This is a genomic window from Chryseobacterium sp. HNCC26DJ240 (assembly GCF_057180485.1).
In genome coordinates this window covers 177,957-193,582 of sequence record NZ_JBXUGK010000005.1, presented here as the reverse complement: position 1 = coordinate 193,582, position 15,626 = coordinate 177,957, and the positions used below count along the sequence as shown (strand labels likewise).

Annotated in this window: 16 protein-coding genes; 5 read left to right on the top strand and 11 right to left on the bottom strand. The window is 35.8% G+C overall.

Going from position 1 to position 15,626, the window contains the following annotated elements:
• Window positions 1–4: 4 nt before the first annotated feature.
• The gene (locus AC2A1G_RS11505) at window positions 5–493 is read right to left on the bottom strand and encodes a BON domain-containing protein (RefSeq protein ID WP_484047059.1); all 489 of its coding nucleotides are present in this window, start codon (window positions 491–493) and stop codon (window positions 5–7) included.
• A gap of 198 nt (window positions 494–691) precedes the next feature.
• Between AC2A1G_RS11505 and AC2A1G_RS11500 the strand changes: the two genes are divergently transcribed.
• The 4 genes from AC2A1G_RS11500 to AC2A1G_RS11485 all read left to right on the top strand — a co-directional run bounded on the left by AC2A1G_RS11500 (window position 692) and on the right by AC2A1G_RS11485 (window position 4,849).
• Window positions 692–1,942, top strand: coding sequence for a dicarboxylate/amino acid:cation symporter (locus AC2A1G_RS11500; protein WP_484047058.1), 1,251 nt, complete (start codon window positions 692–694; stop codon window positions 1,940–1,942).
• 80 nt (window positions 1,943–2,022) lie between these two features.
• On the top strand, window positions 2,023–2,193 hold the full coding sequence (locus AC2A1G_RS11495; protein ID WP_056032445.1) for a lmo0937 family membrane protein: 171 nt from the start codon (window positions 2,023–2,025) through the stop codon (window positions 2,191–2,193).
• Between the two features lie 125 nt (window positions 2,194–2,318).
• Window positions 2,319–3,185 carry a lipoyl synthase gene (gene lipA, locus AC2A1G_RS11490; protein ID WP_262148399.1) on the top strand — a complete coding sequence of 289 codons (867 nt, stop codon included), beginning with the start codon at window positions 2,319–2,321 and terminating at the stop codon, window positions 3,183–3,185.
• A gap of 485 nt (window positions 3,186–3,670) precedes the next feature.
• Window positions 3,671–4,849, top strand: coding sequence for an MFS transporter (locus tag AC2A1G_RS11485; RefSeq protein ID WP_484047057.1), 1,179 nt, complete (start codon window positions 3,671–3,673; stop codon window positions 4,847–4,849).
• A 74-nt stretch (window positions 4,850–4,923) separates the two neighbouring features.
• Here the strand turns inward: AC2A1G_RS11485 and AC2A1G_RS11480 are convergent, their stop codons facing one another.
• Window positions 4,924–5,304, bottom strand: coding sequence for a SpoIIAA family protein (locus AC2A1G_RS11480; RefSeq protein WP_484047056.1), 381 nt, complete (start codon window positions 5,302–5,304; stop codon window positions 4,924–4,926).
• Between the two features lie 107 nt (window positions 5,305–5,411).
• Between AC2A1G_RS11480 and AC2A1G_RS11475 the strand changes: the two genes are divergently transcribed.
• On the top strand, window positions 5,412–6,617 hold the full coding sequence (locus AC2A1G_RS11475; RefSeq protein ID WP_484047055.1) for an NAD(P)/FAD-dependent oxidoreductase: 1,206 nt from the start codon (window positions 5,412–5,414) through the stop codon (window positions 6,615–6,617).
• A gap of 51 nt (window positions 6,618–6,668) precedes the next feature.
• Here AC2A1G_RS11475 and AC2A1G_RS11470 read toward each other — a convergent pair whose 3' ends face one another.
• From AC2A1G_RS11470 to AC2A1G_RS11430, 9 genes are all read right to left on the bottom strand, one after another.
• Window positions 6,669–7,418, bottom strand: a complete 750-nt coding sequence (locus AC2A1G_RS11470; RefSeq protein ID WP_484047054.1) for an NUDIX hydrolase — start codon at window positions 7,416–7,418, stop codon at window positions 6,669–6,671.
• A gap of 81 nt (window positions 7,419–7,499) precedes the next feature.
• Window positions 7,500–8,444, bottom strand: a complete 945-nt coding sequence (locus AC2A1G_RS11465; protein WP_484047053.1) for an NAD(P)H-dependent flavin oxidoreductase — start codon at window positions 8,442–8,444, stop codon at window positions 7,500–7,502.
• Window positions 8,445–8,551: 107 nt separating this feature from the next.
• The gene (locus AC2A1G_RS11460; RefSeq protein ID WP_484047052.1) at window positions 8,552–9,916 is read right to left on the bottom strand and encodes a peptidylprolyl isomerase; all 1,365 of its coding nucleotides are present in this window, start codon (window positions 9,914–9,916) and stop codon (window positions 8,552–8,554) included.
• A gap of 86 nt (window positions 9,917–10,002) precedes the next feature.
• Complete coding sequence (locus AC2A1G_RS11455) at window positions 10,003–10,926, bottom strand: PfkB family carbohydrate kinase (RefSeq protein ID WP_484047051.1); 924 nt, start codon at window positions 10,924–10,926, stop codon at window positions 10,003–10,005.
• 31 nt (window positions 10,927–10,957) lie between these two features.
• Window positions 10,958–11,515, bottom strand: a complete 558-nt coding sequence (gene gldD / locus AC2A1G_RS11450) for a gliding motility lipoprotein GldD (RefSeq protein ID WP_484047050.1) — start codon at window positions 11,513–11,515, stop codon at window positions 10,958–10,960.
• Between the two features lie 44 nt (window positions 11,516–11,559).
• Window positions 11,560–12,594: an A/G-specific adenine glycosylase gene (gene mutY / locus AC2A1G_RS11445; RefSeq protein WP_484047049.1), complete on the bottom strand. Its 1,035-nt coding sequence runs from the start codon at window positions 12,592–12,594 to the stop codon at window positions 11,560–11,562.
• 234 nt (window positions 12,595–12,828) lie between these two features.
• Window positions 12,829–14,193 carry a DUF5458 family protein gene (locus AC2A1G_RS11440; protein WP_484047048.1) on the bottom strand — a complete coding sequence of 455 codons (1,365 nt, stop codon included), beginning with the start codon at window positions 14,191–14,193 and terminating at the stop codon, window positions 12,829–12,831.
• A 21-nt stretch (window positions 14,194–14,214) separates the two neighbouring features.
• On the bottom strand, window positions 14,215–14,751 hold the full coding sequence (locus AC2A1G_RS11435) for a type VI secretion system contractile sheath small subunit (RefSeq protein WP_484047047.1): 537 nt from the start codon (window positions 14,749–14,751) through the stop codon (window positions 14,215–14,217).
• 66 nt (window positions 14,752–14,817) lie between these two features.
• Window positions 14,818–15,612, bottom strand: coding sequence for a patatin-like phospholipase family protein (locus AC2A1G_RS11430; RefSeq protein WP_484047046.1), 795 nt, complete (start codon window positions 15,610–15,612; stop codon window positions 14,818–14,820).
• Window positions 15,613–15,626: the final 14 nt, after the last annotated feature.

Below are 15,626 nucleotides of genomic sequence, written 5' to 3'. Positions count from 1 at the left end.
ATAATTATTTTACTGTGTAATTGAAGTTTACTTTTCCTACTTTCAAAGCGTCAACAGACTCTTTGATTTTTCTTGCCTGAGTTGAAGAAACGTTACCTGTAAGTGTCAGCTCATTGTTTACAACTTCTACTTTTACGGTAGGGAAGTCTTTCAATGCATCCTGTACTTTTTGCTGAACAATAGGATCTACGGCAGAAGTAGTCTGCACCGGCATTTCAGGAGCTGCTGCTTCTACTTTAGCCATATCGTGCACATCTGTTACTCCTTTAATAGCTTTCAAAGAAGCGATAGCAGCATCTTTTGAAGCCTGGTCAGGGAAAGTTCCGCTAAGGTGTGCTTTACCTTCTTTAATTTCTACAGTAGCTGTAGGAGTAGAAGTTACAACTGCTGTCGCCTGAGTCTGAAGATCAGCATCAGAAACTTTCTTCTTACAAGAAACAGATGCGAAAGAAACTGCTATTGCTAAAGCAGCCATTGTGATTGTTTTTTTCATAAGTGGATTTATTTTTATAATTGTTATTGGTAAATGTAATAATTATTTCTCTTGTGAAAATTAATTTTATAAAAATTTTTAAAAATTTGCAGGTCAACTTATGTGAAACAGCTGTTTTTCGGAAGTTATAATCCTCTGATTAAGTTTAAATATTTCAGAAGATTAAAAATATTATATTTGTGCCACTTGATTTAAGATATGAAAGGACAAAATAAACTTTTTTTCGCCATCATCATTGCGCTGGCTCTCGGTGTACTTCTTGGTGGAATCGTGCATCTGCAATATCCGGATAGTGCAGCCGCTTTTTCTAAAAATATTAAATTACTCGGAACCGTTTTCATCAGATTGGTTCAGATGATTATTGCACCATTGGTTTTTACCACTTTGGTAGTAGGTATCGCCAAAATGAGTGACATCAAAATGATTGGTAGAGTAGGTACAAAAGCCATGTTGTGGTTTATTTCCGCATCCTTGGTATCATTATTTATAGGTCTGATTTTAGTTAATTGGCTTGAGCCGGGGCATGCCATCAAATTCCCAAATCAGGAACTTTCAGGAGCAGACGAGCTTGTGAAAACCAGCAAAGGGTTTTCTATGGAAGATTTTGTAAAACACATCATTCCTAAAAGTTTATTTGAAGCATTTGCAACAAATGAAGTTTTACAGATTGTTGTCTTCAGTATTATGTTTGGGGTGGCTTTGGCAAACATGGGCGACGATTATTCTCAGCCGGTCATCAAACTTTTTGATGTTATTGCACATGCTATTCTTAAAATGGTTGGTTACATCATGTGGTTCGCACCGCTTGGAGTTTTCGGGGCGATTGCCGCTGTTGTGGCAACCAATGGCTTTGAAATTTTTAAAGTATATGCAGTGTATCTGCGCGATTTCTTCTTTGCGATTGCTGTTTTGTGGGTTGTTCTGTTATTGGTAGGATATTTAATTTTAGGAAAAAGACTATTTGAATTATTAAGAAGAATAAAATCTCCTTTGCTTATTGCGTTTTCAACCACAAGCTCAGAAGCAGTATTCCCAAAATTGGTTGAAGAGCTGGAAAGATTTGGCTGCAACAATAGAGTAGTGTCATTCATTTTACCATTAGGATATTCATTTAATCTCGACGGAAGTATGATGTACATGACTTTCGCATCTATATTTATAGCTCAGTTTTACGGAGTTGATATGACTTTGGGACAACAAATTACCATGCTTTTGGTTTTAATGCTGACTTCAAAAGGAATTGCCGGAGTTCCGAGAGCTTCTTTAGTAATTATCGTTGCGACCTGTACCATGTTTGATATTCCTGCTGCAGGTATTGCACTTATTCTTCCTATCGATCACTTCTGCGATATGGCAAGAAGTATGACCAATGTTTTAGGAAACGCTTTGGCTACTTCAGCTGTTTCTAAATGGGAAGGCCAGCTGGAAAATCACGGTGGAGATCTTTAATCTGAAAATTTAGATACCATATTTTTTCAAAAGGCACAGATTTAGTATATACTTTCTCATAACACTTAAAATCTATTATTATGAGAAGCTTATTATGGTTAGTAGCAGTAATCTGCATCATTGTCTGGGTACTTGGACTTGCAGGTGTAGGAGGTGGAATGGGATTAGGAAATCTGATTCACGTTTTACTGGTAATCGCAATTATTGTTATTTTATATAACATTATTTCAGGTCGAAAACCTTTAGATTAAATCTTTTACTAAAAAAATATAAGGTCTGCAGATTTTGCAGACCTTTTTTTATGCATTTTGTCAATGTTCATCGTTGATGGTTTCATTTAAAAATTACGTAACTTTGAAGCCAATTTTAGAAACTGATGGAGAATTTAGTTCAGGATACAACCGTTCAGAAACCAAAATGGATCAGGGTAAAACTTCCTACAGGGAAAAACTACCGCGAACTCCGTACTTTGGTTGATAAATATAAACTCAATACCATTTGCCAAAGCGGAAGTTGCCCAAACATGGGTGAATGCTGGGGTGAAGGTACTGCAACCTTTATGATTCTTGGAAATATCTGTACAAGAAGCTGCGGATTTTGCGGTGTAAAAACCGGAAAACCTATGGATGTCAACTGGGACGAGCCGGAGAAAGTTGCAAGATCAATTAAATTAATGAAAATCAAACATGCGGTTCTTACTTCTGTAGATCGTGATGATTTGAAAGATATGGGATCAATCCTTTGGGGCGAAACTGTAAATGCTGTAAGAAGAATCTCACCGGGAACTACGATGGAAACCTTAATTCCGGATTTTCAAGGAATGACGAAACATTTGGATCGTTTAGTTGCTGTAGCTCCGGAAGTGATTTCTCACAACATGGAAACCGTAAAACGTCTTACCCGAGAAGTGAGAATTCAGGCAAAATATGAGAGAAGCCTTGAGGTTTTGAGATATTTAAAAGAAGCCGGACAAAACCGCACAAAAACAGGTGTAATGCTTGGTTTAGGTGAAACAAGAGATGAGGTTTTTCAAACTATTGAAGACATTAGAAATGCCAATGTGGACGTGATCACGATGGGGCAATATCTTCAGCCTACCAAAAAGCATCTTCCTGTAAAAAAATTCATCACTCCTGAGGAATTTGATGAATTCGGAGATTTTGCAAGGAGTTTAGGCTTCAGACATGTAGAAAGTTCGCCACTCGTAAGGAGTTCTTACCACGCTGAAAAACATATTCACTAAAAATATAAACTGCTTCATTTTTTGAGGCAGTTTTCTTTTGATTAAATTTATTTGTACAGATTATCTTAAAATTTAAAGATAATTCTGACTCGATATTTTAATTAAGATTTAGAGCCTATTTAAAAATGATAAAAAAACAAATTTTCAAGTCATTTTTCTTTTCCCCAACTCTGAAGGGTGGAAAAATGCCTTGAAAATTTCATCAAAATTAACTCCCTTTAGGGTCGGGGAATTTAATTTGATGAAATTCAAACAAGCTCTTAAAGAAAACAACAATTTTCAATTTAATTAAATCAAAATTTAAGATTAGCAAAATTCATTTAAAAAATAGATTAGGGTTAGAATTAAATCATTAATAAAACTTATTACTTCCAATCAAAAATTAAATAATCCAAGACCGAAGTTCTGAGAAATTTTACGGACTTTTGCGGTTTTAAATATTCATTGATTCATAAGTAATCAATTATAATCATTTAAACTTAATAATGGCATTAGATAAAAGAATTTTACCCTTAGCAATCGGCGGATTAGGTATAGGAACAACGGAATTTACCATTATGGGACTTCTTCCCGATTTGGCAAAGTCTTTAGCAATTAGCATTCCCGAGGCGGGACATTTAATTTCAGCTTATGCATTCGGAGTCGTTATAGGTGCACCAATTTTGATTGGATATTCTGTAAAGTTTCCGCCAAAAAAAGTTTTATTGGCTTTGATGGTGATTTTTACGATTTTCAACGGTTTATCAGCTTTAATGCCGGATTATAGTTCGATGATGGTGATAAGGTTTTTATCAGGACTTCCTCATGGGGCATTTTTCGGAGTGGGAACAGTCGTAGCATCAAGAATGGGAGGCAAAGGCAGAGAAGCATTTTATATTTCACTGATGTTTACCGGGCTTACAGTTGCTAATTTGGCGATGGTACCGCTTGTAACTTACATCGGACATGTTTTTCACTGGCGATATTATTTTGCTATTGTTGCTCTCATAGGAATTTTAGCTTTGTTGTTCATCAAACTTTGGCTTCCTGAAATGGAAAGCAATGAAGATGCACATTTCAGAGATGAAATTAAATTTTTAAAAACCAAACAGGCATGGCTCGTCTTAATGATTACTGCAATTGGTTTTGGAGGTCTTTTTACATGGTTTAGCTACATTACACCTTTGATGACCGTAGTTTCAGGAATTAAAACAGACCAAATGGCTTACGTCATGATCCTTGCCGGAGCAGGAATGGTGGTGGGGAATCTGATTGGAGGATACATTTCAGATAAAATGAGTCCTGAAAAAACATGTATATTGTTTTTATCTTTAATGATGGTTGCTCTACTTTCGGTATTTTTCCTGTCCGAACACAGAATAATTTCTCTTGTATTGACCTTTATTTGCGGCGCTTTATCAATGTCAGTTTCGGCACCAATTAATATTATGATGATGAAAGCGGCGCCAAAAAGTGAGATGATGGCAGCTGCATTTATGCAGGCAGCGTTCAATATTGCCAATGCGATGGGCGCATTTTTGGGTGGAATTCCTTTAGAATACAAACTTCCTTATAATTATCCATCTTTGGTTGGGGTGGGAATGACTGGAATTGGTTTATTAATCAGCATCCGTTATTTAATTTTGTACAAAAGTGCTCAACCTAAAGAACTTATCGCAGAATAAGGTAAAAATATTTAGCAAAGAAAAGCTCTGTTTTGTAATTTCAAAACAGAGCTTTTTTTAAAACTAACTTTTATTTAACTTTCAACCTCATTTCCGTTCTGGCACCAATACAAAGCATTGTATAAGTTATCTTTTGGAAATGCCTTAAACTCTCCCGGCATCAGGACGCTGAAAATATCTGTGAAATTCTGAACGCCAGTGCTGTCGGTTACAATAGCGGCACGATTCCATTTTGCAAGATTTTTTATGCCTAAAAGCACATCTTCAAACCATGCACCTGCTGAAAACTGATCCAAATCGGTATCAATAAGCATTAAATAATTAAGTTCTTCGTATTTTTCAACCTTTCTCTTCACTTCAGGATTTACGATATTTTCAAAATCTGTTTTGGTAATTTCACCCGAAGCCTTAAATGCGGCAACGTTCTCCGGAGCATCTGGAATAATTGTGATCATATATTTAATTTTAATGTTTTGGTGAGTGAGGTTAAACAATAATTAAACCAATCTTTTGAAACAAAAAGGGCTTGATTGTTGATAAAGTTTATCAAAAAAAATAAACTATGGATCTCAAATCTAATGAGCCTTTCTGGTTGATTAAAAATGGTCTTATTTCTTCGTATCCATCGCTCAAAGATGATAAAGAATGTGATGTACTGATTATTGGAGGCGGCATCACTGGAAATCTTATTGCGCATCAAATGATAAAAGATGGTTACAGCACTATTTTGATTGACAAGAGAGAAATCTGTAATGGAAGTACTTCTGCCACAACTTCAATGCTGCAGTATGAAATAGACGTTCCTCTGTATGAACTGTCGGAAATGATTGGCGAAAAACCAGCTATACAAGCTTACAAAGCCTGCGAAAAATCAATAAACGATATTGCCGATCTTGTGAAAGAAATAAAATCCAGATCAGGATTCAGAAAAAAGCAATCTCTCTATTTTGCTGCGAGAAAAAAAGATTTAAACTGGCTTGAAACAGAATATGAAGCAAGAAGAAAAGCAGGTTTTGAGGTCGAATGGCTGTCTGCCGAAGAAGTAGAAAGACAGTTTGAAATCACTAATTCTTACGGTGGTATTTTATCTAAATCCGGCGGAAGTATTGATGCTTTTAAGTTTTCGCACGAACTTTTGAGATTTAATGAAAAAAAAGGACTTGAAGTTTTTGATAAAACAGAGTTGAAATCTGTAAAATATTTAAAAGATCATAATTTGGCTCTCACAACAAGTGGTTTTACCATCAAAGCAAAAAAAATCATTTATTGTGTTGGGTATGAAGCAAAAGAATTGATTAGAGAAGATTTTGTAGATTTAAAATGCACTTTTGCGATTGTATCAGAAGCAAAATCTGAAAAATCTAAAAATATAGAGCACACTTTGATCTGGAATACAGACGAACCTTATCTTTATATGAGAAGCACAGATGATGGAAGATTGTTAATAGGTGGCGGCGACGAAGAATTTCACAATGCTGAAAAGCGTGATGCATTGTTGGGGAAAAAAGAAAAGGAGATCCTTAGAAATCTCAAGAAAATAAAACCGGACGAACATTTTTACACAGATTTTGTGTGGGCAGGAACTTTTGGAGAAACAAAAGACGGATTACCCTACATCGGAGAACATGGAAATTTTAAAAACTCTTACTTCGTTTGTGGATTCGGAGGCAACGGAATTACTTTTTCGGTAACGGGAATGGAAATGGTTTCGGCTTTTATGAAAAACAAAAAACATCCACTTTCAGAATATTTTAAGTTTGGAAGATAAATGTTTAAATAAAACGGGCTCACCAAAAGTGAACCCGAATTTTATAGATGTTTACCAGTTTGTCAAGCCATTTTCAAGAGCTTTTTGGTAGTTTTCTTCGTCGAATGTGTAAAGATCCGGAGATTTGTGTGCGCCACCGCGTCTTTGCTCGTCTAATTTTTTCAGAATGCCAAGATTTTTTATCTTTCGGTAAAAATTTCCTCTGTTCAGTTCTTTACCCAAAATGGTTTCATATAATTTCTGAATTTCAGAAAGCGTGAATTTTTCAGGCAAAAGATTATAACCAATGGGTCTGATAGCGATTTTTTCTCGTAAAGATAGCAGCGCCTTTTCGATAATCTCACGGTGATCCATGGCAAAATCCAGTTCGTCGAGTTTGTTTACATGGGTCCATTCGCAAGACTGGCTAAGCTCATCTTTTACGAGATCCTGCTGAGAAGGGTTGTATAAAGCAAGATATCCTACAGAAATAAAGCGCTGTTTGCTGAAATGAGAATCATCAAATTCCTCAAAATATTCTTCGCTACGGGCTTTTTTTCCAAAAACTCCGAACTCATGAAGATAGACGTCTGTAAGACCCGTTCTGTCTTTTATAATTCGCTGTACTGCATCGTCCAGATCTTCATCCTTTCTCACATATCCACCCGGAAGCATCCATTTTTCACGATAATTCATTTTTACGAGAAGCACTTTCAGTTCGTTGTTTTCAAATCCGAAAATCACGGGATCTGCAGAAATATGTGAGAGATAAATTTCTTTACCTTCATCTGATAATTTTTGTATTTGTTGCTTAGAGTCCATTGAGTTGGTGAAAATAGGGTGTAAATTTATTTTCCGCTAATATCGAGATTTTTTTTTAATATTAATAATACCACAAAATAGTTAGATAGAAGGGATTTTAGCGTCATTAAATTCTTTAAGTAAATTATTAAAAACTGTTTCTACAGGAAGAACTTCATCGATTAATGCAGAAACCTGCCCGATTTCCAGTTCACCATCTTCCATATTGCCTTCAAACATTCCGAGTTTTGCTCTGGCTCTGCCTAAAGTTGCATTCAAAGCTTCTTTATTTCTGCCTTGATTGTAGATTTCTTCCAGTTGGCTGAAGAATTTGTTTTTGACCAAACGTACCGGAGCCAATTCTTTTAAAGTTAAATGAGTATCGCCTTCTGTAAGTTCTGTGATTTTGTTTTTCCAGTTTTCGTGGGCACTTGCTTCGTGTGTTGCGGCAAAGCGTGAACCAATTTGCACACCGTCTGCACCGAGAATCATTGCAGCTTTCATTTGAGAGCCTAAAGCAATTCCTCCGGCAGCAATCAGTGGTTTAGAAATATGTTTTTTCACATTAGGGATGAGGCAGAGGGTAGTGGTCTCGTCACGCCCGTTGTGACCACCTGCTTCAAAGCCTTCTGCTACGATGGTATCAACGCCTGCATCCTCACATTTTACGGCAAATTTGGTAGACGAAACAACGTGAGCGACTTTTATGCCTTCTTTTTGAAGTATTTCGGTATAGACTCTAGGATTTCCTGCAGAAGTGAAAACAATTTCTACTTTTTCTTCCAGAATAATCTTAATAATTTCATCTAAATTAGGATAAAGCAAGGCAACATTTACTCCAAACGGCTTGTCTGTAGCTTTTTTACATTTCTGGATATTCTCCCGCAAAATATCCGGATACATACTCGCTGAACCGATTAATCCAAGTCCGCCACAATTGGAAACCGCCGAGGCTAAACGCCATCCTGAATGCCAAATCATTCCGGCTTGGATAATGGGATATTTAATATTGAAAAGTTCTGAAATTCTGTTTTGATTTTCCGGCATATTTTATTTTTAAATGAAATAATAATTATAAAAATAGTAATCCCCTAAAATAATAAAACTAATTTTCACAGCACAAAAAAAACCTTCATTTCTGAAGGTTTTAAAGTTTATTTTGAAATGGAAGCTTTCTTCCAGTTGCTTTTGAAATCGCATTCATATCTTCCGTCGATGGATACAAATGTGGTAGGGATTTTTTCGTTTACGTATTTTTCTACCATTTCATTTCTACGTCTGTTCAATGCCAATTGCTTGATTCTGTCATAATCTGTTTCCAAAGTAATCTGGTGTGCAGCGATGTCATCTTCAATTTTTACGATTTTCACAACTACTCTTTCTCTTTCGTCTTTATCATCAAATGCTGTTGTAATATCACCTTTTTTCAAACCTGCTAATTCATAAGTGATTGATCCAGGAATACTTTCTCTTTCAATTTTGTTTGAACCGTCAGCTCCAGGAATTACACCAGCGTTGAATTTTGTTCTTTTATCATCAGAAAACTTAAATGAAGCTTCTTTAAAAGTAATTTTTTCAGATTGAATCAAACCTCTGATGCTGTCTAATTTGGTTTTTGCAGTAGCAATTTCTTCTTCTGTAGGCGTTGCCATCAAAAGAATATGACGTGCATCGTACGCTTTACCTGATTTTTTCACCAACTGAATGATGTGATAACCAAATTCAGACTCCACAGGCTCAGAAATTTCGCCTTCCTGAAGATTCAATGCTGCTGCCTCGAAAGGTTTTACCATTTGACCTTTAAAAACGTTTTTCATTAAACCTCCTGTAGCTGCAGAACCCTTGTCTTCAGAATAAATTCTTGCCTGGCTGTCAAAAGACTCACCAGCCTGGATGTCTGCCTTAATTTTCTTTAATCTTGCAATCAGCTCCTCTTTATGCTTTTCTGTAAGCTTAGGATACATAAAAATCTGCGAAAGAGAAACTTCGTCCTTAATCTGTGGAAGCTGAGTTTTAAACTGATTAAAAAAATCGGTTACCTCATTTGGCGTAACGTCAGCTTTTTCAGTAATTCTCTGGTATTTTGCCTGTCCGTAATATTGATCTGTATCAATTTTTTCGATGGCATTTTTCATTTCATACTGATTACGGAATTTGTAAGCGGCAAGCATTGTCTTTTCGTCCGGAAACTGAGAAATCAACTGATTGTATTTCGCATTTGCCTGCTCTTTAATCATAGCAGAGCGGTTTTCGATCAAAGTATCTTTTTTTGCCTGAACCACAAGAAGCTTATTGTTGAGAAGATTTTCAAGAAACTCACATTTATTTGTGTCTCCCGCACCTTGCTGTTTTGCATAGTTCAGCTGTTCTTCCACATCAGATTCCAAAACAATTTCATCGCCAATCACAGCAGCAATCCCATCAACCAATTGTCCTTTCTTCAGCTGCGCAGATATATTTACAGAGAAAAACATCATGAAAATACCAAAAAGAAAAGCGATTTTTAATTTATCTATCATTTTTTTATATTAAACGAGTTGCAAATTTAGAATTCTTAATGAATCAGACTAAATTTTTTATTATAAATATTTCTTAAAACAAATGATTAATCAAGGTCTACCTCAAAAGTCGTCAGTTCTTTGAATTGTTTTATTCTTAAATAAACATCAGTTTCCTGTACTTCTTCGATTCTTTCAGTTCCGAACTTTTCAACAGTGAAAGATGCCATCGCAGATCCTACGATCAATGCAGCTTTCATTGTATCGAAATCAAAAGTTCCTTTTTTGGCAATGTAAGCAGCAAAACCTCCTGCAAAAGTATCTCCAGCTCCTGTCGGATCAAAAACTTCTTCTAATGGAAGTGCCGGAATTGCGAAGATTTTTCCTTCTCCGAATAAAATTGCTCCATGCTCACCTTTTTTGATGATTACATAAGCAGGTCCCATTTCGTGAATCTTTTTAGCAGCTTTTACCAAAGAATATTCACCTGAAAGTTGTCTTGCTTCTTCATCATTAATACTGATCACGTCAGTTTTTGCGATCATCAGTTTCAAAGTATCCATTGCTGAATCCATCCAGAAATTCATTGTATCAAGAATCGTTAGTTTCGGACGGTTGTTCATTTTTTCTAAAACAGAAAGCTGAACGCCAGGATGAAGGTTTCCCAATAACAAAACTTCCGCATCCTGCATAGAATCTGGAATTTTTGGATCAAAGTTTTCCAGAACATTTACTTCAGTAGCCAAAGTATCTCTGGTATTCAGATCGTTGTGGTATTTACCTGACCAGAAGAATGTTTTTCCATCTTTTACAATTTCTAAACCTTCAAGATTGACATCTCTTTTGCTGAACATATCAAGATATTCCTGAGGAAAATCGCCTCCCACAACAGAAACGATTCCTGATTTTACGCCTAGAATTGACGAAGTAATTGCTATATATGTAGCCGCACCGCCCAAAATTTTATCTGTTTTACCAAATGGTGTCTCAATCGCATCAAATGCTACACTTCCTACAACTAAAAGTTTCATATATTATGTCTTATTTTTTTAATTTAAATTTTTAATTTTTCCATTCAAATGTATCCAAAAGATGCATCAGATCTTTTTTCACGTAATCTACAGCCGGAGCCAAAGAATCCGGTTTTGGTCTTGAATTGAAATAAAGATAAGCTGTCACAAAATGTTTTGTACTGTCTGTAGCATAAAACTGAATGTTGGCAGCCGTCTGTCCTTTCAGTTCATAGAAATTTCCATAAACTTTTCTTTCAGGATATTCGAATGATTTTGTATCGATAGAACTCGCTTTCACGGTATGTCTGTACACCATTTTCTCGGCTTCAGCAACCTGATCGGCAAAATTATTATTGATGGGATAATATGAGATGAAAACCTTCGCTTTCATCTTCGGATAATTAAGATAGTACCAGCAAGGTCTTTTCGCATCACTCAGATTGGCGAAATTTGAATATTCAAAGCTGTAATTACAGTTTTTATCCATTTTCTGATATTTCGGTGCCGGATATTCCAGTCTTAATTCACCGAAAGGTTTTGGTGTAGCCTCTTTTCCACAGGAAATAAGAAGCGCAGACGCAAAAACAAAAATGACTTTTTTAATCATTTTGCAAAAATACAAATTAGATTTTAGATTTTAGGAGACAAATTTCAGTCTTTCAATGTGTTTTGAATATAATTTTCCAAAGGTTTCGGAAATGACCTCTTTTGGGAATCTTCAAAGTCTGAAATGATGAGTTTTTTATCTTTTATTAAATCATTCCAGATAGATTCTGAACTGATTTCCACATTAAATATTTCTATGCTTAAATTTCTGTGCGTCAGTTTGTGATTCACAGTTTTTGCATTTTTGATCAAGGGAACGAGTTCTGCAGAAATCTCAGGCAAAAATTCATACAGTTTTTTCCAGATATAATCATCGCCACGTTGTTGAATGATAAACTGGTTGTTTCTGTGAACAAAATAATATTTCAAGGAAAGATTTTCTACTTTCACTTTCTTTGTTTTCACTGGAAATTCTGAAACCTTCCCAAGTGCGAAAGCCAAACAATCATCATTTACAGGACAATCTCCACAATTTGGATTTTTTGGTTTGCAGATTTCCGAACCTAAATCCATCATTGCCTGATTGAAATCTCCAGCGTTTTCAGGCATTATCAGAAAAGCCAGTTCAGAAAAATAGGAAAATGCATTGGTTTGAGAAATATCAAAATCATCAGCAAATATTCTGCTTAAAACTCTGTAGAAATTTCCATCCACGGCTGGTCTTTTTTGTCCGAAACAGATACTCGAAACAGCTGCAGCTGTGTATTTTCCGACCCCTTTCAGAGTCAAAATATCATCATAATCAGACGGGAATTTTCCTGAAAATTCCGTCATAATCTGCTTTGAAGCTTTATGAATATTAATTGCTCTGGAGTAATATCCCAAACCTTTCCAGTGAAGAATTACCTCGTTTTCATCGGCTTCCGCAAGTGTTTTTACATCCGGAAATCTTTCAATAAATCTGTTGTAATGACCCAAACCCTGAGCAATTCTGGTTTGCTGAAACACAATTTCGCAAATCCAGATTTTATAAGGATCTTTTGTATTTCGGAAAGGCAAATCTCTGGCGTTTTGGGTGTACCAGTTCTGGATTTTGTGTCCGATGTGAAGAAAGTCTGTGGATTTTTTTGTTGGTTTCAAGTAAAGAATCTCAATGGTAAAGTGCAAAGATACTTAAATATGACATGTTTTAAAACCGCTAAAGTGACAAAAGAATTAATTACAATAAGAAATTCAAAAGCTTGCAAAATGTACAAAAAATTTAATGCTTCTCTTACTTTTGCTTGCAATAAATTTTTTCACATTTTGTAATTAGATTAAGCCAAAACAGACCGCCAAAAATGACAGTCTGTTTTATGATTTATTTTAAATAAATTAATCCTGAATATATTCTGCATCCCACTCGTTACCGTCATCACCTTTGTGACCGTCAAGTTTGATTACAAAACTTTTTGTAGGGAAATAAGGAGTCAGTCTGATGTCTAACCAAACTCTGTCTTTATTTACTTTATCCTGCTCAAATCTTACGATTTTGAATTTCTCAATCAGTTTATCAGCACCTTTGATTCCGTCAAGGAAGCTTACAATCTGTCTTCTTAAATCATCTTCGTTTCTCGCATTCCAGTTTTCAAAAGCTCTTCTGTTTAGGAAATCGAGCAAAACTTTTGTCACGTAATCGAAAACACGCACTACAGAATAGGTCTGAAGACCGATGTTATCTCCTGTAAATAATGTTTTTGCCGAGAACGCCATGATTTTTCCGTACTCGTTTACCATAGGCACAAGACCCATTTTTTCAAGCTGAGAAATTTCACTTTTCTTTAAATCAAATTTTACAGCGTCTACTTCGTTGATGTTACCATGTTTTTTACCGGCAGCCACCTGAGACATCAAAGTTTTATGAATTTTTCCAGCCAATGAAGTTGATGGCGGAAGTTCTACGTTTTCTTCTTCACCTACTTCTTCTGCTTTTCCTCTGCCTACCAACCAGTTACATGTCATAATAACATTACTTCTGTGAAGTTCGCCGCCAGTAAGATTTGCAGAATGGAAAAGGTCTACCACGTCATCCGGTTTATCAAGATTAGCGAAATCGGTAACCATCATTACCTTATTTTCGTTACAGATTTTAGCCCATTTTTCAATCACTTTATTCGAACCTAAATAACCTGGGATAGCCAAAATAGAGTAGTTGTCCCTAAGATCAAGACGGTCGTAATATTGTTTAAATTCTTCAGCAATCGCTTCAATAAAAACAGGATTGTCTAAATCTGAAACCTGATCAAGACTTGCGTTGACGATGCTTACATTGTCTACTTTATCAAGCTCAGTATTTTTGTAAAACTGAGCAACAGTGCGGTAAGAAGTTTCAAGCTGACGAACAGAATCTAAAGCATTTTTTAGATTTGATTTTAAATTGGTTTCTGCGCTTTGAGCTTTGTTTTTGCAGGTTTCTGCCAATTTTTCGGCGTTGTCGCTTCCTTCTAAAAGTTCAACCCAAAGATTTATTTTCTGAAGAAGTTCTTTTCTTTCGTCAGATTTATTGGAGTCGTTTAAGAATATTTCTTTTCTTGCCTTTCGCGTAGGGTTCATATTGGCGATTCCGTCTACAACAGATTCTACGAAGCCGAATCCACCGATTCTGTTGAGCTCTTCCAAAGGATTTGCAGACGGTCTTTTATCCTGAAACTGCTGCTGTTGCTGCTGCGTATTTTCAGATGCCTGAAGTTTATTTTCCATGATATTTTGGGGGTGTTTTTATTATTTTTCGAGTTCCTGAGCTACATTTTTAAGCACTTCCACAAAAGCTGCCCTCGACTGTTCGTTTTCGAGCATGTTTCTGAGGATTTTGTTGGTTTTCAGCTGACGTACAATTTTGTTGTACTGATCCTGCTCCATGCTCAGTTTCTGTAAATAATCTGAATTGTTAACGAGATTTTTTGGTGTAAAATCTGCGAGATTTCTGAATCTGAATTCTTCATCAATTGCGTTTCCGTCTACATCCTCGTGCTGTACTTCTACTGAGGGTTGGAAGTGTCTGAAAACATCATCTACAGTTTTCAGTCCGGTAACGATTTCCGGGGTGTAAGATTCGTCTGTGGTAAGCTGGCTCACGATCAGAGATTTGTTTTCCTGAATCTGGGCGATAGCTTCGTTGGCATCAACTTTCACTTCGTTTCCTCCAACGCCATAATTAAACATTGCCATATTTTTATTATTTTGAGATTTTTGGGTTTGATTTTGGTCAGCAAATAAATTGCCAATCCATTGTTTAAATTTATGAAAAAACTCGAACATACAAAATTTAACATGTAATTTTTATTCGTTTTTCACTTTTTGTCAATGGATATTTACTAAAAATGATTATTTGACGGAATATTTTTTAATAAATAAATTTTCTTCGTAACTGTCTTTAGCTGCCTGATAGCCGATGTCAAACAGTTCATCAAGCTTGTTTTTCTTCCGTTCGAAAGTTCCGTAACTTGAGAATTGCTGAGATGTGATAAGCCAGTCGCAATGGTCAAATTTTATTTTTTCTACACGGTAAGATAAAAGGTCATAGGAACGTGAAACAATTGCTTTAATAGTTTTCAGATCATTAATATTGATGTTGTGAGGTGGGGAAACAAACACACCAATCAGTTTATCACAATCTTCTCTTATAATATCTGCTGGGAAATTGTTTAAAACTCCGCCGTCACAGAACATTTCATCTTTAATAATATAAGGTGTTGTAATTCCTGGTATAGAGCAGGAGGCAATAATGGCATCGACAATTTCAAATTCAGGATCAAAAATCTTTTGAGTTCCCGAAACCAATTCTGTTGCTACGATTTTCACATCTTTATCTAAATCTTTCAGTTTTAAATCTCCAAAAATAGGCTTCAGGTAATTTCTGAAAATCACAGAAGATACCAATCCGGGCTGATTAAAAGTAAAATGTTTCCAGTTGAAAAAATAAACTGAATTGAAAAAATCCAGAATTTCTTCCGGTGTTTTTCCTATTGCATGAAGACATCCGACGATTGATCCCGCACTGCAGCAGGATAAAACGTCAATCTGAATATTTTTTTCATTCAAAAATTTCAAAACTCCTGCATGGGCAATTCCTTTGGTACCTCCGCCGGAAAGCACCAATCCTGTTTTTTCTGAAATCATGATTTAAAATTATG